Source organism: Chryseoglobus sp. 28M-23, assembly GCF_014789785.1.
GTDB lineage: Bacteria > Actinomycetota > Actinomycetes > Actinomycetales > Microbacteriaceae > Microcella > Microcella indica.
The window spans coordinates 2,086,154-2,107,523 of sequence record NZ_CP061846.1; the positions used below are offsets into that span (position 1 = coordinate 2,086,154).

Annotated in this window: 20 protein-coding genes; 7 read left to right on the forward strand and 13 right to left on the reverse strand. The window is 71.7% G+C overall.

What is annotated here, in order from left to right; genetic code table 11:
* The 4 genes from IE160_RS10130 to IE160_RS10145 all read right to left on the reverse strand — a co-directional run bounded on the left by IE160_RS10130 (position 1) and on the right by IE160_RS10145 (position 4,448).
* A complete protein-coding gene (locus IE160_RS10130) occupies positions 1-1,119 on the reverse strand; it encodes a DUF8320 family protein (RefSeq protein ID WP_191151023.1) in 1,119 nt (372 codons plus the stop codon).
* On the reverse strand, positions 1,116-2,399 hold the full coding sequence (locus IE160_RS10135; protein ID WP_191151024.1) for a sensor histidine kinase: 1,284 nt from the start codon (positions 2,397-2,399) through the stop codon (positions 1,116-1,118). The genes IE160_RS10130 and IE160_RS10135 overlap by 4 nt, the downstream gene beginning before the upstream one ends.
* Entirely contained in the window at positions 2,386-3,063 is a 678-nt protein-coding gene (locus IE160_RS10140; protein WP_224744453.1) for a response regulator transcription factor, read from the reverse strand. The genes IE160_RS10135 and IE160_RS10140 overlap by 14 nt, the downstream gene beginning before the upstream one ends.
* Positions 3,064-3,218: 155 nt before the next feature.
* The gene (locus IE160_RS10145) at positions 3,219-4,448 is read right to left on the reverse strand and encodes a class I SAM-dependent RNA methyltransferase (protein ID WP_152582325.1); all 1,230 of its coding nucleotides are present in this window, start codon (positions 4,446-4,448) and stop codon (positions 3,219-3,221) included.
* A gap of 126 nt (positions 4,449-4,574) precedes the next feature.
* Here IE160_RS10145 and IE160_RS10150 point away from each other — a divergent pair, with 126 nt between their 5' ends.
* Together IE160_RS10150 and IE160_RS10155 are read left to right on the forward strand one after the other, a co-directional pair.
* On the forward strand, positions 4,575-5,234 hold the full coding sequence (locus IE160_RS10150; RefSeq protein WP_191151025.1) for a Maf family protein: 660 nt from the start codon (positions 4,575-4,577) through the stop codon (positions 5,232-5,234).
* Positions 5,235-5,332: 98 nt separating this feature from the next.
* On the forward strand, positions 5,333-7,111 hold the full coding sequence (locus tag IE160_RS10155) for an acetyl/propionyl/methylcrotonyl-CoA carboxylase subunit alpha (protein ID WP_152582323.1): 1,779 nt from the start codon (positions 5,333-5,335) through the stop codon (positions 7,109-7,111).
* Between the two features lie 139 nt (positions 7,112-7,250).
* Here the strand turns inward: IE160_RS10155 and IE160_RS10160 are convergent, their stop codons facing one another.
* Together IE160_RS10160 and IE160_RS10165 are read right to left on the reverse strand one after the other, a co-directional pair.
* Complete coding sequence (locus IE160_RS10160; protein ID WP_191151026.1) at positions 7,251-8,255, reverse strand: hypothetical protein; 1,005 nt, start codon at positions 8,253-8,255, stop codon at positions 7,251-7,253.
* Positions 8,256-8,550: 295 nt separating this feature from the next.
* On the reverse strand, positions 8,551-9,990 hold the full coding sequence (locus IE160_RS10165; protein WP_191151027.1) for an NAD(P)H-quinone dehydrogenase: 1,440 nt from the start codon (positions 9,988-9,990) through the stop codon (positions 8,551-8,553).
* A gap of 108 nt (positions 9,991-10,098) precedes the next feature.
* On the opposite strand from IE160_RS10165, the gene IE160_RS10170 reads away from it, so the two are divergent.
* The 4 genes from IE160_RS10170 to IE160_RS10185 all read left to right on the forward strand — a co-directional run bounded on the left by IE160_RS10170 (position 10,099) and on the right by IE160_RS10185 (position 14,606).
* Entirely contained in the window at positions 10,099-10,935 is an 837-nt protein-coding gene (locus IE160_RS10170; RefSeq protein WP_179872482.1) for a purine-nucleoside phosphorylase, read from the forward strand.
* A gap of 11 nt (positions 10,936-10,946) precedes the next feature.
* Complete coding sequence (locus tag IE160_RS10175) at positions 10,947-12,662, forward strand: phospho-sugar mutase (protein WP_191151028.1); 1,716 nt, start codon at positions 10,947-10,949, stop codon at positions 12,660-12,662.
* 124 nt (positions 12,663-12,786) lie between these two features.
* Positions 12,787-13,941 (forward strand): hypothetical protein, encoded by a 1,155-nt coding sequence (locus IE160_RS10180; protein ID WP_191151029.1) that lies wholly within the window; start codon positions 12,787-12,789, stop codon positions 13,939-13,941.
* Entirely contained in the window at positions 13,938-14,606 is a 669-nt protein-coding gene (locus tag IE160_RS10185) for a hypothetical protein (protein ID WP_191151030.1), read from the forward strand. Before IE160_RS10180 ends, IE160_RS10185 begins: the two co-directional genes overlap by 4 nt.
* Positions 14,607-14,673: 67 nt before the next feature.
* Here IE160_RS10185 and IE160_RS10190 read toward each other — a convergent pair whose 3' ends face one another.
* The 5 genes from IE160_RS10190 to IE160_RS10210 are packed head-to-tail and all read right to left on the reverse strand — an operon-like array spanning position 14,674 to position 18,504.
* Entirely contained in the window at positions 14,674-14,946 is a 273-nt protein-coding gene (locus tag IE160_RS10190; RefSeq protein ID WP_191151031.1) for a PTS sugar transporter subunit IIB, read from the reverse strand.
* A gap of 25 nt (positions 14,947-14,971) precedes the next feature.
* Positions 14,972-15,424 carry a PTS sugar transporter subunit IIA gene (locus IE160_RS10195; RefSeq protein ID WP_152582316.1) on the reverse strand — a complete coding sequence of 151 codons (453 nt, stop codon included), beginning with the start codon at positions 15,422-15,424 and terminating at the stop codon, positions 14,972-14,974.
* On the reverse strand, positions 15,421-16,545 hold the full coding sequence (locus IE160_RS10200) for an adenosine deaminase (protein WP_179872487.1): 1,125 nt from the start codon (positions 16,543-16,545) through the stop codon (positions 15,421-15,423). Before IE160_RS10200 ends, IE160_RS10195 begins: the two co-directional genes overlap by 4 nt.
* Before the next feature lie 19 nt (positions 16,546-16,564).
* Positions 16,565-17,233, reverse strand: a complete 669-nt coding sequence (locus IE160_RS10205; RefSeq protein ID WP_152582314.1) for an IclR family transcriptional regulator — start codon at positions 17,231-17,233, stop codon at positions 16,565-16,567.
* Positions 17,230-18,504 carry an adenosylhomocysteinase gene (locus tag IE160_RS10210; RefSeq protein WP_152582313.1) on the reverse strand — a complete coding sequence of 425 codons (1,275 nt, stop codon included), beginning with the start codon at positions 18,502-18,504 and terminating at the stop codon, positions 17,230-17,232. The genes IE160_RS10205 and IE160_RS10210 overlap by 4 nt, the downstream gene beginning before the upstream one ends.
* A gap of 62 nt (positions 18,505-18,566) precedes the next feature.
* Between IE160_RS10210 and uriH the strand changes: the two genes are divergently transcribed.
* Positions 18,567-19,514: a uridine-preferring nucleoside hydrolase UriH gene (gene uriH, locus IE160_RS10215; RefSeq protein WP_179872488.1), complete on the forward strand. Its 948-nt coding sequence runs from the start codon at positions 18,567-18,569 to the stop codon at positions 19,512-19,514.
* Between the two features lie 127 nt (positions 19,515-19,641).
* Here uriH and IE160_RS10220 read toward each other — a convergent pair whose 3' ends face one another.
* Both IE160_RS10220 and IE160_RS10225 read right to left on the reverse strand, forming a co-directional pair.
* Entirely contained in the window at positions 19,642-20,937 is a 1,296-nt protein-coding gene (locus IE160_RS10220) for a thymidine phosphorylase (protein WP_191151032.1), read from the reverse strand.
* A 14-nt stretch (positions 20,938-20,951) separates the two neighbouring features.
* Positions 20,952-21,362 carry a cytidine deaminase gene (locus tag IE160_RS10225; RefSeq protein ID WP_152582308.1) on the reverse strand — a complete coding sequence of 137 codons (411 nt, stop codon included), beginning with the start codon at positions 21,360-21,362 and terminating at the stop codon, positions 20,952-20,954.
* Between the last annotated feature and the right edge of the window lie 8 nt (positions 21,363-21,370).

A 21,370-nucleotide genomic window follows, 5' to 3' on the forward strand; every position in this document is an offset into this window, starting at 1 on the left:
CTACTGCGCTGAGGCCGGCGCCGAGACGGTCGCCCGCGGGATCTCGAGCCACAGCGCGACCTCCTCGTCGTCCTCATCGTCGTCGTACCCCGAGCCCGCGTCGTCGTAGCCGTGACTGCCGTGGCGCTCGGCCGCTGCCGTGGCCGACGCCGCGAGCTCGGGCACCGGGCTCAACCCGACGACCGTCACCGCGATGTCGGACTCGGCAGGAGCGGTGCGCGCGATGACCCGCTGAGCGCTGGTCGTGCGCAGTGCTTCGGCGAGAGTGTTGAGCACAGCATCCCGAGCCCGCTCGTCGAGGTCGTCGAGTCCGCCCTCATCGAAGAGCGTGACCGCCACACCGCGCCGCCGCGCCGCCATGACCTCGTGGCGCATCGCATCGTTGAGCAGGCTGCGACCGCGGATCTCGTCACGGATGGCGCCCTCGAGGTTGAGGCACTCCTGTCGCTGCTCGTCGGTCAGCTCGCCACCCGTCGACTCGATGATGCGCAGCATGGGCGCGGCCATCGTGCCCGTCTGGCCCAGCCGGAACTGCCGCTCGTACAGGTGGGCCTCCTGCGCCGCCTGCCAATCGGTCGCCTCGCGCTCGGCCTGTGCGAACCGAGCAGCATCGCGCGACGCCTTGAGCATCGCGACCGAGAGGATGTGCGACACGGCGACCCACGACACGCTGCCGATGGCGCCCGTGCCGAGCAGGAGCACGACGCCCCCCATTCCGCCGCCCCAGATCACCGTCTGCACGACGAGCGCCACGATGCCCGCCCAGGCGTAGCTGTGACGGCGGCGCGTCGACGTGATCGTCATGAGCGTGCCGATCGCCGCCACGTACCAGGTCGAGTAGCCGAGCCCGCCCTCGCGAGCCGGGTCGAGCTGCGGCGTGACGAGCAGCGTCATGAGGATGCAGACGAGGACGTTGCTCGCGGCCATCCAGTGCGGCATGCGCGAGGGACCCGAGGGCAGGAGGCTCACCGTCGACATGAGCGCGTACAGGATCATCGCGATCATGACCGGCAGCGGATTCGCGGGGATGTCGATCGCGTAGAGGCCCAGCACGATGATGTAGCCCGAGAAGAGCGCTGCCATCGTGACGACGAGGGCCCGGGGCACGCCGATTCTCATCGATCGACCTCCTCGCGCAGATCGCCCTCGAGATCTGCCGTCGCGTCCTCGGTCGGCACGAGCACCGGCCAGGTCAGCAGGATCGTGGTGCCCTTGCCCGGTGCGGACTCCAACTGCGCGTGACCGCCGGCGTTGATCGTGCGGGCCAGGATCGAGCGCTGCACGCCCAGACGACCCTCCGCGACCGCCGAGGGGTCGAACCCGGCACCCGAGTCGCCGATCTCGATCTCGATCATGCCGCCCTCTGCGCCGCTGATGCGCACCCAGCGCTTCACCTCCGGCCCGCCGGCGTGCTGCACGCTGTTGACCATCGCCTGCACGGCAGCCGAGTACAGGGCCTCCGCCTGCGCAGCGGGGATGATGCGCGTGTCGATGGAGCGCATCCGGATCGAGAACGGAGACTGCATGCCGCGCGCAGCCTCGACGATGCGATCGCACAGCGACCGGAATCGCACCGTGCTGCCGTCGTCGGGCGTCACGAGCGCGGCCTCGCGCAGGTGGCGCATCGCGTTGGAGGCCATGGCGCTCGCGAGCCTCTTCTCCTGCGGCCCCTCGGCCCGAGCCGCCGAGAGCAGGGTCGTGAGCACGCTGTCGTGGACGATCGAGTCGACCTGCACGCGCTCCACCTCCGTCGCGTTCTGGCGCACGGCCCGCGAGTAGCGGTCGAGGGCCATGCCCTGCGCGTCGTCGACCGAGCTCGCCGCCGCGCGCAGCATCGTCACGATCACGAGCACGGCCCCACCGAGGATGATCGCGTAGACCGCGTTGAAGAGCCCGAGCTGCCACGGCCCGCCGCCGCCCTCCGGCAGCGCGCGGATCACACCGTAGATCGTCGGCACGATGAACAGGTAGATCGTGGCGCCGCGGACCGTGAACCCGATCGCCGCCGCCGCGGTTGCCACCGTTGTCAACTGATACAGCCAGTGATCGCCGCGCTGCGCGACGTCCGGGTCGGCGAGGAAGAAGGGCCAGGTGAGCAGGGCGACGACGTACACGCCCGCGACGATGCGGTTCGCTCCGACCACGAACCGCTTCAGGGTCGTGCACAGGAGCGAGAAGACGAGGGAGCCGAACAGCAAGGAGACCGTGATCGCCGACCAGAGGGGCTGGCCCAGCGAGTACTGGCCGAGCAGGGTCGGCACGGCCTGCAGGCCGAACACGATGCCGAACCAGGCCACCGATCGCGAGATGACGGTGTCGACGCGCTTGCGACTGATCGGGTTGCGCGGCTGCTTCGACACGCTCAGCGCGGTCGGGGCAGCGACCTCAGGCCGACTCATCACCGTCCGGGTCGAGGCCCGGCAGAATGCCGTCCTCCACCGCGCGGCGCAGCAGGTCGACCTTCGTCGGCGCCGGACGGCCGACCTCGACGTACTTCGCCCGGATGCGGTCGAGGTACTCGCGAGCCGTCGAGTAGCCGATACCGAGCTGCTGGGCGGCGAGCTTGAGCGGCAGCCCGGAGGCGTAGAGGTGCAGAATCTCGCGCTCGCGCCGCCCGAGCTGCGCCTTCGCGAAGTCGCGGTCGGCATCGATCGCGCTCGCCCACTCGAGGTTGTTGAGCACTTCGCCGCGCGCGACCGTCTCCGCAGCGGCGATGACCGCGCGAGTCGCCGACGACTTGGGGATCACGCCGGCCGCACCCGCGGCGAGCGCCTCGCGCACGCTCGCGACGCGATCGGCGATGGAGTGCACGAGCACGGCCGAGCCGGTGGCCTGCACCGACTTGACATTGTCGGTCACGCTCGAGCCGTCGCCGAGGGAGAGGTCGAGGACGACCACGTCGACCTCGCGACCGTCGAGGTTCTCGACGAACTCGGGAACGGTCGCCGCCGAGAGCACGAAGTCGAAGCCTGCATTCGTGAACGCCGCCTGCAGCCCGAGGCGCACCGATTCGTGGTCGTCGACGACGGCGACGCGCACTGCGCTCTCGGTCTCGGCAACCACGTATCTGCCCATCTTCTGTCGGGATCAGTGCTCAGCGCACTCCGGTGGGGGACGATCGGGTGCTCTGCTGCCTTCATCGTAGCGGCAGGGGGCCGCCTCCCTCGGGGCACGGCGCGCCCGAAGGGCGAACACCGCGCAAGAATGATGAAACCGAATCAGTCTCGAATGAGCGTCGCGACAGCCTCGACGTGGTGCGTGTGCGGGAACAGATCGAAGGCCCGGATGCGCGCCAGCCGGTAGCCGTGCGCCTCGGCGAGAGCGACATCCCGTGCGAGCGCCACCGGATCGCACGCCACGTACACGAGTTGCGCGGGAGCCAGCCGACCGAGAGCGGCCATGACGTCGACACCCGCACCCGACCGCGGCGGGTCGAGCACGACGGTCGCGCCGTCGAGCGGCGAACGGTCTCCCGCGGTGCGCTCCTGCAGCGCCCGCAGCCAGCGGTCGACGCGGCCCGACTCGGCGCCGGCACCCAGCCACTCGGCGAGGTTCTCCGAGGCGTGATCGGTCGCGCGCGGGTCGGCCTCGACGCTCGTGATGCGCGTCGAGGGGCCGAAACGGTCGGCGACCGCCGCAGCGAGCAGACCCACCCCGCCGTACAGGTCGAGGTTCCCCGCCCGAGGGTCGAACAGCTCGACGTCCACGGCGTCCTGCACGGCGCGCGTGAGCGTCGCCGGAGCCTCGCGGTGCACCTGCCAGAACCCGGTGTCGTCGAGCGCGAAGGAACGGTCACCGACGCGCTCGTGGATGACCGTCGGCTTCTGCTCGCCGATGACGAGCCGCGCGTCCGAGCCGTTCGGCACGAGCACATCGACGGTGTCGAACCCCGAGAAGCGCTCCTCGAACGGCGTCGCGGCCTGCACCGCGTCGGTCGCGAGCGGAGCATCCGTCACCGGGATCACCGTGTGCGAGCGCGCCGCCATGGGCCCCAACCGGCCCTCCTCGTCCACGTGCAGGCGGATGCGCGTGCGCCAGCCGAGACCGCCACGATCGTCGTCCCCGGGCAGAGCCTCCACCTCGACATCGACCTCGAGGCCGGCCATGCGCTGCAGGGCCTCGACGAGGATGCCGCGCTTGAGCTCGCGCTGATGAGCGAGTGCGATGTGGCCGAACTCGGCGCCGCCCGCACGGCGACCCGGCGGGTTCTCGATGCCGGCCGCGCTCCACACGTGGGGTCGACGATGCTCGCTCGGCTCGAGCACCTCCACCGTGTCGGCGCGCCAGAAGCTCTTCTTGCGGTCGTCGCTGATGCGCGCTCGAACCGTCTCGCCCGGGATCGCGTCGCTCACGAACACGACGCGGCCATCGAGGCGCCCGACGGCGACACCGCCGTGCGCCATGCGCTCGAGCGTCAGCTCGACGTCACGGCCTGCATTCTCACCCACAGTGCTCCTCACCCACGCTGCGCTTCTCGATCCACGCTGTTCAGCCAATCCCACCAGCCTACGAGGCCAGCGCAACTCGGGGGCGTTCGAGTGTGAGGGTTCGCCCAGGTGCGTAGCATCGGCAGGGTGCGCCTGTACCTCGCCTCCACCTCCCCGGCCCGCCTCGCGACCCTCCGCGGTGCGGGTATCGAGCCCGTCGCGATCGCACCGGGCGTCGACGAGGAGGCCGCCGTGGCCGAGGCGGAGGCGCGCATGGGCCGCGCCCTCGAGCCCGCCGAGCTCGTGCAGCTGCTCGCCCGGCTCAAGTGCGAGGCCGTCCTCGACCCCGAGGTGCTCGCGGCCGCCGGCCTCGAACCGGCGGACCTCGACGGCTTCCTCTTCGGCGGCGACTCGGCATTCGAGCTCGACGGCACCATCTACGGCAAGCCCCACGAGCCGCACATCGCCCGCGAGCGGTGGCTGCAGCAGCGCGGGCGCAGCGGGGTGCTGCACTCGGGCCACTGGCTCATCGACCACCGCGGCGGTGCGGTGCGTGCGGCGGTGGGCCGAGCATCCCGTGCCGTCGTGCACTTCGCCGACGACATCGAGACGTACGAGATCGACGCCTACATCGCTACCGGCGAGCCGCTGAAAGTCGCCGGAGCGTTCACGATCGACGCGCGCGGGGCCGGATTCATCGACCGCATCGAGGGCGACCCGCACACGGTGGTCGGGCTGTCGATCCCCCTGCTGCGCCGACTCGTGCACGAGCTCGGCGGGCGCTGGACGGAGCTCTGGAACCGCTGAGCCGTCGACTCGCGCAGCGTTGTCGCCAAGTGCTCGCGCATCCTTTTGTGGACCATGCCCAAACCGCGGCGCCCCGCCCGGCAATAGGCTGAGGGATCATGGCCCGCATCAGCAAGGTTCTCATCGCCAATCGTGGCGAAATCGCCGTCCGCGTCATCCGCGCCGCCCGCGACGCCGGTCTCGGCACGGTCGCCGTCTACGCCGACCAGGATCGGGATGCCCGGCACGTGCGCCTCGCCGACGAGGCGTACGCCCTCGGCGGGTCGACGAGCGCCGAGACGTACCTCGTCGTCGACAAGATCCTCAGCGTCGCCCGCCGCTCGGGCGCCGACGCCGTGCACCCCGGCTACGGCTTCCTCGCCGAGAACGCCGACTTCGCGCGCGCCGTCATCGACGCCGGGCTCATCTGGATCGGGCCCAGCCCCGAGGCGATCGAGAAGCTCGGCGACAAGGTGAGCGCGCGGCACATCGCCGAGAAAGTCGGTGCGCCCCTGGCGCCCGGCACGCTCAACCCCGTGAGCGGCGCCGATGAGGTGCTCGCGTTCGTCGACGAGCACGGCCTGCCCGTCGCCATCAAGGCCGCGTTCGGAGGCGGCGGCCGCGGCCTCAAGGTCGCCCGCACGCGCGAGGAGGTCGCCGAGCAGTTCGACTCGGCCACCCGCGAGGCCGTCGCAGCCTTCGGCCGCGGGGAGTGCTTCGTCGAGAAGTACCTCGACAAGCCGCGCCACGTCGAGACCCAGTGCCTCGCCGACGCGCACGGGAACGTCGTCGTCATCTCCACGCGCGACTGCTCCCTGCAGCGCCGCCACCAGAAGCTCGTCGAGGAGGCGCCCGCGCCGTTCCTCACCGAGGAGCAGACGTCGTTGCTGTACTCGTCGTCGAAGGCGATCCTGCGCGAGGTCGGCTACCTCGGTGCCGGCACGTGCGAGTTCCTCATCGGCTCCGACGGTACCGTCTCGTTCCTCGAGGTCAACACGCGCCTCCAGGTGGAGCACCCCGTCTCGGAGGAGGTCACGGGCATCGACCTCGTGCGCGAGCAGTTCCGCCTCGCCGAAGGTGAGGAGATCGGCTACGACGACCCCGTCGCCCGCGGGCACTCAATCGAGTTCCGCATCAACGGGGAGGACCCCGGGCTGAACTTCATGCCCATGCCGGGCCCCGTGCACGCCCTGCGCTTCCCCGGCGGCCCCGGAGTGCGCGTCGACTCGGGTGTCACGACCGGCGACGTCATCTCGGGCGCGTTCGACTCGCTGCTCGCCAAGCTCATCGTCACCGGCAAGACGCGTGAGGATGCCCTCGAGCGCTCCCGCAGGGCCCTCGCCGAGTTCGAGGTGGCCGGCCTGCCCACCGTGCTGCCCTTCCACCGCGCGATCGTCGACGACCCGGCCTTCGCGCCCGCCGACGGCGCCCCGTTCACCGTCTTCACGCGCTGGATCGAGACGGAGTTCGACAACCAGCTCGAGCCCTGGAGCGGCTCGCTCGCCGAGCCGACCGCCGAGCCCGCACCGCGGCACACCGTGGTCGTCGAGGTCGGCGGCAAGCGGCTGGAAGTGTCACTGCCGGAGACGCTCATGCCGAGCGGAGCATCCCGCACCGCGACCGCCCTCGCGGCACCGCCCAAGCGCCGCACGGGCGTCGGCGTGGCGGCGGCCGCCGGCGGCGACGCCGTCGCGAGCCCCATGCAGGCGACCGTCGTGAAGCTCGCCGTGACGGAAGGGGACCACGTGGTGGCGGGCGACCTCGTGGTCGTGCTCGAGGCTATGAAGATGGAGCAGCCGATGACCGCGCACAAGGACGGCACGGTCAGCTCGATCGGCGTCTCGGTCGGCGAGACCGTCGCGGGCGGGCACGTGCTGCTCACCATCGCCGACGCGTAGGCCGCCGCGCCGAGCCACCCCACGCCACGCCACGCGTGCCGCGGGCTCGCGCTCCGGCCCCCGCCCGAGCCCGCGCTCCCGCTCTCGCCCGGAGGTGCAACTGTGCCCGAAGGTGGCAAGTGTGCCCGCCCAGTGCGGCTCAGATGCCACTTCGGAGCACAGTCGCGCGTCGAGAGCGCATCGGCACCCCGAGTGCGTGCAGCCGACCGGCCATGAGGTCGAGAGAGCGCGCGGTCTCCCAGTCCCACCGGCCGAAGCCGTTCACCATGGGGCGAATGTCGTCCTCCCGGAGCTTCTCGTCATAGACGGCCTGCTGTGCTGTGCGCCCGCGGAGGAACTCAGGGTCGGTGTACTTCGCCTTGCCGTCGAACTCGGCTACGACGCCCAGCTCCGGCCAGCCGAAGTCGACCCAGTAGTGGCGACCGCTGAGCCCGACGACCTCGACCTGCAGCTCGGGCAGCTCGGCGCCGAGCTCGATCATCGCGACGCGACTGAGGGACTCGCCCGGCCGATCGGCGCGGTGGTCGGCAACCTCGATGACCCTGCGGGCTCGAGCAGACCCACGAGCCGCACCCAGGTGCTGAGTGAGCGCCGCGATGTCGGCCCGCAGCAGGCCCACCCCATCCTCACCGCCCGTGCGCTCTGCCCGCCAGAGTGCGGCATCTGCCACGACGACCGCACTCGCGAAGGGGCACGTTGCTGCGACATCGACCACGGTCTGCGCCTCGCTCGTGACCGGGAGACCGAGGAGCTGCTCGACTATCGGATGCCCCGCTCGTCGGTGCCGCCGCAACGCGGTGGTCGACGTCAGCCCGCTGGCTGCGCGCACCGTCGTCTCGACGCGGGTCGGCCATCCACCGACAAGCGGCAGACCACGCAGCAGCGCGGCCGAACGGTGGGAGATCGCCTCCCCCTGCGCGAGCACCTCTGCCGAGGTGAGGCACAGCAGCCGGTGCCGGTCCTCTCGAGACAGCTCGGCCCACACATCGGACGGTAGGTGAAGACCCCGGCGCAGGGTCTGCAGCTCGTTGCGCGCCCGACTGCGGAACACGCGGCTCCGCTCCCCGACGTCGGCGAGATCGGCGACGACGACGAGCGATTGCGCCGCGGCCGCGAGGTGTTCCCGAGAAGGTGGGTCGAGCATCCCGGCATGATCGCGTGCTCTGCGGAACCAGCGTCATCGACTCCGCGAACGGGGTACGCGCGGCCTGCAGTCGGGCACCGGGGAGGAGTGTGCACGTGCCGGGCTCGCGCTGCGCGACAGTTCCACGATGGTTCGAGAGCCCCATGCGCGACAAACTGTGCCCCTCAGTGGCGTGTGTGACCCTCCGCGCCAGCACTGTTGCCACTAGCGAGCACAGTCGTGGGCGTGCGCGGCTACGGCGCGGCGCGGGAGGGCGCGGCGCGGCGCGGTGCGGCAGCGCCCGACGTGGGGCGCGCTACTCGCGGGCGACGTGCATCGCGCGCGCAGCATCCGTGATGCCGCCCGAGAGGGAGGGGTACACGCTGTAGGCGCGCGCGAGCTGGTCCACCGTGAGCCGGTGCTCGACCGCGAGGGCGATCGGCAGGATGAGCTCGGAGGCCCGCGGGCCCACCACGACCCCGCCGATGACGGTGCCCGAGGTCTTCGCGGCGATCAGCTTGATGAAGCCGTCGGTGACGCCCTGCATCTTCGCGCGCGGGTTCGTCTCGAGCATGAGCTTGTGCACGATGCCGCGCGTCTCGCCGTCCTCGATCTGCTTCTGCGAGAACCCCACGGTCGCGATCTCGGGCGACGTGAAGATGTTGGATGTCACGTTCCGCAGCTTGATCGGCGTGACCGCGTCACCCATCGCGTGGTACACCGCCGTGCGGCCCTGCATCGACGCGACCGAGGCGAGCGGCAGCGAGTCGGAGCAGTCGCCGACCGCGTACACGCTCGGCATGGAGGTGCGCGCCACCCGGTTGACCTTCACGTGCCCCGAGTCGGTGAGTTGCACGCCCGCCTCCTTCAGGCCGATGCCAGCCGTGTTGGGCACCGAGCCGACGGCCATGAGCACGTGCGAGGCCTCGAGCGTCTCGCCGTCGGTGAGCGTCACGGTGACGCCCTCGCCCGTGTTGACGACCGACTGGGCGCGCGAGTTGGCGAGCAGCGTCATGCCGTTGCGGCGGAACACCGCCTCGATGAGGGCGGCCGCATCGGCGTCCTCCCCCGGCAGGACTTGGTCGCGGCTCGAGACGAGCGTGACCTTCGCGCCGAGCGCCGTGTACGCCGAGGCGAACTCGGCGCCCGTCACGCCCGAACCGACGACGATGAGGTGCTCGGGCACGTCGGGCAGCCCGTAGAGCTGAGTCCAGGTGAGGATGCGCTCGCCATCCGGCTGCGCGGTCGGCAGCTCGCGGGGCGACGCCCCGACGGCCACGACGACCGTGTCGGCGTCGCACTGGTCGAAGTCTTTGCGCTTGGTACCACTCCCGGCCGAGACGACGACGCGCTGCGGGCCCTCGAGGCGGCCGTCGCCGATGATGATGCGCACCCCGGCGGCCTCCAGCTGCTCGCGCATGTCGTCGGACTGGTCGCGCGCGAGGCGCAGCAGTCGCTGGTTGACCTGCGTGAGGTTGACGGCCACCTCGGGCTTGGTCACCCGACCCGACTCGCCGCGGGCGAAGAACTGCACACCGAGGTCGGTCGCGTCGGAGATCGCGGTCGCGGCATCGGCCGTGGCGATGAGGGTCTTGGAGGGCACGACGTCGGTGAGCACGGCGGCGCCTCCGACGCCGACGCGCTCGATGAGGGTGACGTCGGCGCCGAGCTGCGCGCCCGTGAGGGCCGCCTCATAGCCGCCGGGACCTCCGCCCAGGACGACGATGCGCTGCGTGCGGTCGAAGGAAGTAGCCATTGCTCCATTGTTGCACCGAGCATCCGGCGCCCCTCATTCGGCACCGCCTGCGCGAACGCGCGCGACTGAGCACAACCCCGCTCACCCGCGCATCACTACCATGAGGGCATGTCCCACCACGCACCCCGCAACCCTCTCGACGACCCCGCCGCCGACCCGTTCGAGGTCGCCGCCCAGGCTGCTGCGCAGCTCGCCGACGCGACCGGCGTCGAGCGTCACGACATCGCCCTCACCCTCGGCTCCGGCTGGGCGAAGGCCGCCGATCTCATCGGCGAGACGACGCACACGATCGCCGCCCCCGACATCGCGGGCTTCTCGAAGCCCGCCCTCGAGGGCCATGTCGGCACCCTGCGCTCGATCCTGCTGCCGAGCGGCAAGCGCGCCCTCGTCATCGGCGCCCGCACCCACTACTACGAGGGCCACGGCGTGCGGCGCGTGGTGCACTCGGTGCGCACCGCGGCCGCGGCGGGAGCATCCACGATGATCCTCACCAACGGAGCGGGCGGCATCAAGCCGCACTGGACCCCCGGCACGCCCGTGCTCATCAGCGACCACCTCAACCTCACGGGCGACTCGCCGCTCGAGGGCGCCACCTTCATCGACCTGACCGACCTGTACTCCCAGCGGCTGCGGGCGGTCGCGCGCACGGTCGACCCCGACCTCGACGAGGGAGTGTACGTGCAGAACCGCGGGCCGCACTACGAGACTCCCGCCGAGGTGCAGATGGCGAAGACGCTCGGCGGCCACATCGTGGGCATGTCGACGGCGCTCGAGGCGATCGCCGCGCGGCAGGCCGGCATGGAGGTGCTGGGTCTCTCGCTCATCACCAACCTCGCGGCGGGCATCTCGCCGAACCCCCTCAGTCACGAGGAGGTCATCGAGGCCGGTCGGGATGCTGAACCGGTGATCAGCGCCCTCCTCGCGCGCATCGTGGCCGAGCTGTAGGGCCTGGCGACATGACGCACCTCGACGACGCGAAGAACTGGCTGGCGCAAGACCCCGACCCGGTCACGCGCGAGGAGCTCGCTGCCCTGATCGACGGCGCCGAGCTCGGCGAGGCGACCGCCATCGCGGCGCTGCGCGACCGCTTCGGCTCACGGCTCGCGTTCGGCACGGCCGGGCTGCGGGGCGAGCTCGGCGCTGGGCCGAACCGCATGAACCGCGTGCTCGTCGCGCAGGCGGCGGCGGGGCTCGCGCGGTTCCTGCTCGACCGGGCGGAGCGCCCCGAGGGCAGTGCACCGAGCGTGGTCATCGGCTTCGACGGCCGCACCAACAGCGACGTTTTCGCGCGCGACAGCGCCGAGATCATGGCGGGCGCGGGCGTGCGAGTCACCCTGCTGCCGCGCATGCTGCCGACCCCGGTGCTGGCTTTCGCCGTGCGCCACCTCGATGTGAGCGCCGGAGTCATGGTCACGGCGAGCCACAACCCGCCTCGTGACAACGGCTACAAGGTGTATCTCGGCGACGACGACGACGGAGCCCAGATCGTGCCGCCGAACGACGGGCTCATCCACGAGGCGATCCTCGAGGTGGCCCGCAGCGTCGCCGTGGGCGACCTGCCGCGGTCGAGCGCGTTCGAGGTGGCGGGCGAGGACGTGATCGACGCATACGTCGAGCGCACGGCGGCCATCGCGGGCGGTGGCAGCGGCGGCACAGCACCTGTTCCCTTCGCGGCCGTGCCCTTCGTGTACACCCCGATGCACGGCGTCGGGTGGGAGGTCTCTCAGCGCGTCTTCGCCGCTGCAGGCCTGGGCGAGCCGACCGTCGTCGCCGAGCAGGTGGAGCCCGACGGCGGCTTCCCGACCGTGTCCTTCCCCAACCCGGAGGAGCCGGGCGCGCTCGACCTCGCGATCGCGACGGCGAACCGCGCGGGCGCGGAGCTCATCATCGCGCACGACCCGGACGCCGACCGTCTCGCGGTCGCCGTGCCGCGCCCCGAGTCGGCGACGGCGGACAGCGCCGGATGGCGTCGTCTCAGCGGCAACGAGGTCGGCGCCCTGCTGGGGTGGCGGGCCGCGGAGCGCCTGCAGCGCGAGGGGCAGGACGGCGCGCTCGCAGCATCCCTCGTCTCCTCCCCCGCACTGGGAGTGATCGCCCGCCACTACGGCCTCGACTACCGCGACACGCTCACGGGCTTCAAGTGGATCTCGCGCACTCCCCGCCTGCGCTTCGGCTACGAGGAGGCCCTCGGCTATCTTGTGAACCCGGGCACGGTGCGCGACAAGGACGGCATCTCGGCGTCGGTCGAGTTCCTCACCATGGTGGGCGAGCTCGCCGCTGCCGGCCGCACCCTCGCCGACCGCCAGAACGACTTCGACGCCCTGTTCGGGGCCTTCGCGAGCGCCCAGGTGTCGCTGCGGGTGACCGACCTGAGCCGCATCGGCGAGATCATGTCGGCTCTGCGCGAGCAGGCGCCCGCCGAGATCGGCGGCGTGCGAGTGAGGGACGTCGACGACTTCATCGGCGGCTTCGGCGACTACCCGCCCGGCGACATCCTGCGGTTCTGGATGCACGGCGGCGCCCGCGTCATCGTGCGGCCGAGCGGCACCGAGCCCAAGGTGAAGGTCTACATCGACGCGTCGAGCGAGCAGGGCTCGGTGAGCGAGCGCCGGGCGGCCGCGCAGGCCGAGGTCGCCGCGCTCGAAGCCGGCATGCGCGCCCTCGTCGCGTGAGGGTCTCGAGCCCACGAGTGTGCTCGCGAGCGGCACGTGTGCCGACACGAGCGGGCACACCTGCCACAAGCCGGCACCGTTGTCAGTCTGCGCGAGCGAGGCCCGCGCCGCCTAGGGTGGAGGGGTGACCCGCGCCCCGCTGCTGCCGCCCGCCGTTGCCGGAATCTGGTTCGCGGCTCTGCTGCTGTGGTCGGCGGGCCTCGGAGTCTCGGCACTCTCGCTGCCCGGCGGCTCGAGCCTCACCTCGGTCGCGGTAGCGCTCGGCGCGGTCGGGCTCGCGACCCTCTACAACCGCCGCGGCGCCGACCGGCTGGATCGCACGGCGGCGCTCGCGACGATCGTGATCTCGACGGCGAGCGCGCTCGCCACGATGGGGCTCCTCGCCCTCATCGTCGTCGGCCCCGATCGACCCATCGGCGCACTCGACGTGGTCTCGGCGGCGACGGTGACCGTGACGGCGGCCGCGGCCGCCGCATCCACCTCGGTGCTCATCCGCCCCTACGTCGACGCGTTCGCCGCGCACATCTGGGCGGGCATCGGCGGGGTGGGACTGGGTGTGCCGCTCATGGTCGCGGGGGTCTCGCCCGCGTTCGTCATGGCGGCGGCGGTGGGGCTCGGCATCGCCGACCGCGCGCACTACGCGCGCGTCGCCCGCGAGCTGGCGATCCGCGCGCAGATCGAGCGAGAGATGATCGAGCGCGGGCAGGCGCAGGGGCGCAACATCGGCGTCTCGGGCCTGCCCGGCCTGCCGCTGTTCGTGACCGCCCCAGCCGACACGCGGCCGTGGTCGCGCCGCGAGCGCCGGGCGACGATCACCCTCGGCATCACGGCGCTCACCCTCGTCGTCGTGGCGTGGACGGTCGGCATCCTGCTCGCCGAGGAGGGGGTGCTGCGCCAGGGTCAGGGCTTCGCCGTCGCCTCGCTGGGCGCCGCGGCCCTGCTCGCGCAGTCGGTGCTGCTGCTGCGCCGCTGGCCTCAGGCGCGCCTCGTCACGGGGGCCTCCCTCGGGATGCTCGGCGTCGCTTCGATCGCCATCCTCGTCTCCCCCGCCGACGCCGTGTACTTCTCCGCGCTCGCGCTGCAGTCCGTCGCGGTCGCCCTCGCCGTGGGGTGGCTGCACCACGCCGTGCGCGGTTCCGGCCCGGCCGGGGCGGCGATGGTCGCGACGACCGCGGCGATCGCGTGGTGGATCGGGATCGCGAGCACGGGCGGAATCCTGCTGGCGTTCGTCGCCGTCGTGACGGTGCTCGTCTCCCTGCGCAGAAAGGCACGACCATGACCACCTCCTCCGCGACCCCCGAGCCCTCGACCTTGCTCGAGCGGCTCTCGCGCGCGCCCGGCCGCCGGGCCGGCATCGTCGCCGCCGTCGTGGCCGTCGCGCTCCTCCTGGTGCCCGCGCTCGAGCTCGTGCTCCTCGACGAGAGCACCGACCCGGTCGCCGCCGTGCAGATCTTCCTGGGTCTCAACGCGATCGCGCTGCTCGGCTTCCTGCCGCTCCTGCACGCGGCGCACGCCGCGACGACGCGGACCGGACGGCCCGGCTGGCTGCTCCTGGCCGCCTACCTCGTGCTGCTCATCCGACCGGTCGTGCTCGTGATCGAGATCGTCAACGCTCCGATCGCGGTCTTCGGCGGCCTCGCGTTCTTCTACGCCCTGCTCGGCACGACGGGCGTCGCCGCGGGGCTCGCCGCGGTGGCCCTGCAACCGAGTCTCGACGCTCAAGGCGAGCCGGTGGGCAGCCCGCTGCGCTCCCTCGTCATCGGCGTGGGCGCCGGGCTCCTCGTGGCCATCACGCTCTTCGCGTTCGCCCCCTACGTCGCGCCCTTGACGGCTCTCGGCCTCGCGGTCGCCCTGTCACTGCGCAAGCCGCCGCTGCCGCCGGACCCCTGGGAGCAGCGCGGCAAGAAGGACGAGGACGGGCAGACTTCCCCAACTTCGGAGTGACATGAGCCGGGTTCGCCCCACTCCGACGTTGTGGAAGGGGCGCGACGGTGCGAACCGGGCGGGGCCGCTACCCGACCGCGTCGGTCAGCTTCTGCGTGAGCTCATCGGTGTCGAAATAGTTGTGCACGACGACGACGTCGGCGTGCGTGCGCCCGATCGCCTCGACGAACTCCTCGCTCGTGAGGATCACCTGAGCATCGGCGGCGACGCGCGCGACCGAGTCGATGTCGGCGGCGACGACGGTCGCCGAGACGCCGAGACGCTGCAGCACGCGCTCGGTGTTGACCTTGAGGATGCCGCTCGAGCCGATACCGGCACCGCAGATCGCGACGATCTTCACGCCGGAACCTCCCTCGCCCGCGGCGTCATGACACCCGGCGCCCCTCGAGGATGGCGCGAGCATCCTCACGATTCGTCGCACGGGCGAGGGCCTGGATGGCCGCCGAGTCGTTGAAAGCGTTCGCGAGGTCGGCGACGGCGCTCAGGTGGGCGTCGGCGGCGACCCCGGCGAGGCCGATGACGACGGAGACCGGGTCGTTGTGCGCGTGACCGAACTCGACCGGCTCGGCGAGCGTGACGACCGAAAGTCCGTCCTGGCGCACCTCGGGGCCGGGGCGCGCGTGCGCCAGAGCGAGGCCGGGCGCGATGACGATGTACGGGCCGTGGGTCTCCACGAGGCGCAGCATCGCCTCCGTGTACTCGGCGGTCGTGCAGCCGCTGTCGACGAGTGCGTCGCCGGCCAGGCGCACGGCGGCGCGCCAGTCGGCGGCGTGCGCCTGCAGCACGATGGCGCGGTCGGCGAGGGAGGGCAGACTCATGCGTGCTCCTCGAAGCCGGCGATGATCGTGTCCATGAGCGCCTCGCGGTCCTCGACGGGGAGGAAGGCCGCCTGGGCGGCGTTCAGCTGCAGGGCGAGGATGTCGTCGAGGTCGTAGTCGAAGGTCTCGGCGACGAGGCGCAGCTCGCGGCTGAGGGTCGTGGCGCTCATGAGGCGGTTGTCGGTGTTGACGGTGACGCGGAACCCGAGCTGGGTGAACAGGTCGAGCGGGTGGTCCTCCATCGCGTCGCCCCACGCGGCGATCGCGCCGGTCTGCAGGTTCGAGCTGGGGCTCGTCTCGAGCGCGATGCCGCGGTCTTTCACCCACTCGGCGATGCGGCCGAGGCTCGCGCGCGTCATCTCGCCCTCGTCGACGAGCGTGATGTCTTCGAGCAGGCGCACGCCGTGGCCGAGGCGCAGGGCGTGGCCGTCGCGCAGCGCCCCGCGGATGCTCTCGATGCCGTCCGCCTCGCCGGCGTGGATCGTGACGGGGAAGAACTCGTCGGCGAGCAGCTCGAACGCGTCGCGCATACGAGAGGGCGGGAACCCTGCTTCGGCGCCCGCGATGTCGAAGCCGACCGTGCCCGTGTCGCGGTGACGCAGCGCGAGCTGGGCGATCTCGAGGCCGCGATCGGCGTGGCGCATGGCGCTGACCAGCTGGCCGACGCGGATGCTCGTGCCGGCGCCGCGCGCCGCCTCGACGCCCTCGTCCAGGCCCTGCTGCACGGCCTCGACTGCCTCGTCGAGGCTCAGGCCCTGCTGCAGGTGCTGCTCGGGGGCCCAGCGGATCTCGCCCCACACGACGCCATCCGCCGCCAGGTCTTCGACGAACTCGCGGGCGACGCGCACGAGGGCGTCGCGGGTCTGCATGACGGCGATCGTGACGTCGAACGTCGTGAGGTACTGCACGAGCGACCCCGAGTTGGCCTGCGTGGCGAACCACTCGCCGAGCGACTCGGCGTCGGTGGCGCCCGCGGGAAGCTCGTAGCCGATCTCGGCCGCGAGCTCGACGATCGTCGCGGGGCGCAGGCCGCCGTCGAGGTGGTCGTGCAGCGACACCTTCGGCAGCGCCTCCAGGGCGAGGTCGGTGCCGGGAAGGAGGTTCTGCGTCGCCGTTGTCATGCTCCCAACCTACCGGTCGTTACCTCCCTGTGACCCCCGGTATCCACCCGAGTGCCTGCGAGATGTCTCGGGCGGCACTGCGAGCCTGTTGCACGACCTGGGTGTGCGCGACGGTGCTGAAGCTCGTGCTCACGTACGGCACGGTGAGCGCGGCGATCGTCGCGCCGGTAGCACCGCGCACGGCGGCCACGACGTCGGTGATGCCGGGCTGCAGAGCGTCGGCCCGCACGAGCTCGTCGCGGTCGCCCGCGAGCACCTCCCCCGTCGCGGTGCCCGCGACGTCGAACAGCGCGCCGACCCGCACCCGGTAGCCGAAGTCAGCGGGCGACTCCACCTGCGCGACGACCCGTACGCGGTCGCCTTCGAGCACGGCGAGGTTGCACGACTGCCGCACGCTGTCGGCGAGCTCGCGCATGATCGGCAGCGCCACGGCCTCCAGGCCCCGCAGGGGCGCATGCCGGTGAGCGAGGTCGAACAGCCGCGTGCCGAGCAGGTACCGACCGCCACGCTCGCGCACGAGGTAGCCGCGCCTCTCGAGGGAGACGAGCACGCGGAATATCTGACCGACACTGCGCCCCGTGGCCTCGGCGATCTCCGACTGCGCGAGCCCCGCTGGCTCGTCGGCGAGCAGCTCGAGAATGTCGAGCGCCTTGTCGAGCGCCGGTACCGCGTAGCCGGGCTGCGTCACCGGTCCGCGCCCATGACGGCGAGCATCCGTCTGGCGATATCGCGATCGATGTCGTCGGGCACCGGCTGGGCGCCGGGAGCGAGCGATGCCGCGCTCGTCGCGACACGCTCCAGGGAGAGCGCCTGCAGCAGGAAGCCGAGGTCCATCGCCTCGAGCGAGTTGCCCTTGGGCTCGCGCCCGGCGAGGTTGACCATGCGACCCTCGGCGAGCAGGATCACGTGGCGCCCACCTGGCAGGTCCACGCGCTCGATCGCCTCGTCGAGCACCGTGCGCGCGGTGGACCGCGCGTACAGGGCGGCCACGTCGATCTCCCAGGGCACGTGACCGGCGTTGGCGAGCACGGTGCCGTCGGCGAGCCGGTCGAGCACGGCGGGTGTGACGACGTCGGGATGCCCGGTCGCGGTGACGACGACCTCCGCCCACTCGGCGAGCTCCTCGATCGGGCCGACCCGGTAGCCGTCCCACGCGGCCTCGAAGGCGACGAGCTCGTCGATCTCGGCGACGGCGACCTTGCCGCCCATCGCCCGCAGGTACTGCGCGATGCCGCGACCGCACCAGCCGTAGCCGGCGACGAGGAAGCGTCGGCCGGCGAGGCGCAGGTTGGTGATGCGCATGAGGCTCTCGACGACGGACTGGCCGACGGAGTGCTTGTTCTCGCCGATCGCCTTGAGGCGCGAGTCGTTGATGACGAGCATGGGGAACGGGATGCTCTGCGCAAGCTCGGCGCGCAGCCGCAGCCCTCCGCTCGTCGTCTCCTCCGTTCCGCCGATGATGCCGGTGCCGCCCGTCGGGTCTCCCCCGGAGACGGCCGCGGGGTCGACGCGAGCGGCGGCGAGCGCGGCGAGGTCTGCCCCGTTGTCGAGCAGGATGCTCGGCCGCGCCGCATCGACGGCGGCGACGTTCGCGTGGTGGTCGTCGAGGGTGTCGGCGCGCCGCCCGTGCACGGTCATGCCGAGGGTGCGCAGGTAGGCGACCACGTCGTCCTGCGTCGAGCCGTGGTTGCCGGTCGCGACGATCTCGGCGCCGCCGGTCTGGAGGGTCTCGAGCAGCACCGCCGTCTTGGGCTCGAGGTGCAGGCTCATGCCGATGAGGTGGCCGTCGAAGGGTCGGCTCGCCGCGAGGGCGTCGCGCGCCTCGGCGAGCAGGGGCATGCGCGAGCGGATCCAGTCGATGCGGGCAGCGCCGCGGGCGGCGAGCGCCGCCGAGTCCGGCGCCTCCGCTGCGCCGTGGTTGATGCGGGCGGGTCTGCTCGTGCTGCTGTCCGTGCTCATGAGCGCACTCTACACAGGTGCAAGACGCTTTCATATATGCAGAATGTCGCTAGGCTGGGCCCATGCCTGAGAAGATCATCCTGGACTGCGACCCCGGCCACGACGACGCGGTCGCCCTCATGCTCGCCCACGGCTCGCCCGACATCGAGCTGCTCGCCGTCACGACCGTCATGGGCAACCAGACGATCGAGAAGGTGACGCGCAACGCGCTCGCCGTCGCCCGCGTCATCGGCCTCGACTCGGTGCCGTTCGCCCGCGGGTCGGAGCGTCCGCTCGTGCGCGAGGTCGAGACGGCTCCCGACATCCACGGGGAGTCGGGGCTCGACGGGCCCGTGCTGCCCGAACCGGCCATCGAGCTCGACGGCCGCCACGCCGTCGACCTGATCATCGACACCGTCATGGCGCACGAGCCCGGCACCGTCACGCTCGTGCCGACCGGCGCCCTCACCAACATCGCGCTCGCCGTGCGGCGCGAGCCGCGCATCGTCGAGCGGGTCAAGCAGGTCGTGCTCATGGGCGGCGGCGTGCACATCGGCAACTGGAGCGCCACGAGCGAGTTCAACATCGTCATCGACCCGGAGGCCGCGCACATCGTGTTCACGGCGGGCTGGCCGCTGACGATGGTCGGGCTCGACGTCACGCACCAGGCACTCGCGACCGACGAGGTCGCGGCCCGCATCGCCGCGATCGGCACCGGCCCGGCCCGCTTCACGGGCGAGCTGCTGGAGTTCTTCGCGCACTCGTACCAGGACGCCCAGGGCTTCGACCACCCTCCCGTGCACGACCCCTGCGCCGTGGCCTACGTCATCGACCCGAGCATCGTGCGCACGGTGCGGGCCCCGCTCGACGTCGAGCTCACCGGCACGCTCACCCTCGGCATGACGGTGGCCGACCTGCGGGCACCGGCGCCGGAGAGCTGCCCCACCCAGGTCGCGATGGACCTCGACGCCGACCGCTTCTGGAACCTCGTCATCGACGCCCTCGAGCGCATCGGCGACCCGGCTCTCTAACTCCACCCCCACCAGGGCGGGCAATTGTGCCCGCCGGTGGCAGGTGTGGCCGGCCGTACGAGCACAGTTGCGACTAGCCAGCACAGTCGCCGCTCTCTTCGAGGCGAGGCGGGATGCCCCGCTCGGGCTACTCGACGACGCCCGCGATGAGCGGGCCGCCCGTGCGCACCTCGTCGTCGGCCGAGCCGATGCGGTAGGCGCCCTCGAGCGCCTCGAGCGCGCGGGCGAACCGGCCCTCGTCGCTCGTGAGCATCGTGAAGAGCGGCTGCCCCGCCTCGACCGTGTCGCCCGGCTTGGCGTGCAGGTCGATGCCTGCGCTGTGGTCGACCGGGTCCTCCTTGCGCGCACGCCCGGCGCCGAGGCGCCACGCGGCGATGCCGAAGGGCAGGGCCTCCTGCTCGACGAGCACCCCTGAGGTCTCGGCGTGCACGGTGTGGGACTCCGGGGCGACGGGGAGCGGAGCATCCGGGTCGCCGCCCTGCGCCGCGATCATGCCGCGCCAGGCATCCATCGCGCGGCCGTCCTGCAACGCCGCTTCGACGTCGGCATCGGTGACGCCCGCGAGCTCGAGCATGTGCCGCGCGAGCTCGACCGTGAGCTCGACCACGTCGGCAGGCCCGCCGCCCGCGAGCACCTCGACCGATTCACGCACCTCGTTGGCGTTGCCGATCGCGAGACCGAGCGGCACGTTCATGTTGGTGAGCACGGCGCGCGTCGCCACCCCGGCGTCCTCGCCGAGCCGCACCATGACCTGGGCGAGCTCGCGCGACTTCTCGATGTCTTTCAGGAACGCGCCAGACCCGAACTTCACGTCGAGCACGAGCGCGGCGGTGCCCTCGGCGATCTTCTTCGACATGATCGACGAGGCGATGAGCGGAATGCACTCGACAGTGCCGGTGATGTCGCGCAACGAGTAGAGCTTGCCGTCGGCGGGAGCGAGGCCCGAACCGGCCGCGCACACGACGGCGCCCACATCGTCGAGCTGCCGCATCATCTCATTGACCGTGATGCTGGCACGCCAGCCCGGGATGCTCTCGAGCTTGTCGAGCGTGCCCCCGGTGTGGCCCAGCCCGCGGCCGGAGAGCTGCGGCACGGCGACGCCGAACGAGGCGACCAGCGGCGCGAGGGGCAGCGTGATCTTGTCGCCGACCCCGCCGGTCGAGTGCTTGTCTGTGGTCTTCTTGTCGAGGCCCGAGAAGTCGAGGCGCGTGCCGGAGGCGACCATCGCCAGGGTGAGCGCGCTGACCTCCTCGCGCTCCATGCCGTTGAGGAAGATCGCCATCGTCATGGCCGACATCTGCTCGTCGGCGATGTAGCCACGGGTATAGGCGTCGACCATCCAGTCGATCTGGGCCGTCGTCAGGGTGCCGCGGTCGCGCTTGGTGCGGATGAGGTCGACGACGTCGAACGGCTCAAGGGCCATGGGTGGTGCTCCTGTTAGTCGTGGGTTGAGCGATAGGTCTCGAGGGTGCGGGGGCCGAAGGCGTCGGGCAGCACCTCGTCGATGGTCTTGATGCCGGAGACGGTCTCCAGCAGCATGCCTTCGGCGGAGTGCTCGTACAGCAGCTGGCGGCAGCGCCCGCAGGGCATGAGCGCACCGCCGTCACCGTCGACGCACGTGAAGGCGACGAGACGACCGCCGCCGGTCATGTGCAGGGTGGAGACGAGAGCGCACTCGGCGCACAGCGTGAGGCCGTACGAGGCGTTCTCGACGTTGCACCCTGCGATCACGCGGCCGTCGTCGACGATCGCGGCCACGCCGACGGGGAACTCCGAGTACGGCACATAGGCCTTCGTCATCGCGTCGAGGGCGACCTCGCGAAGGCCATCCCAGTCGATGTCAGCCATGGTGGCCT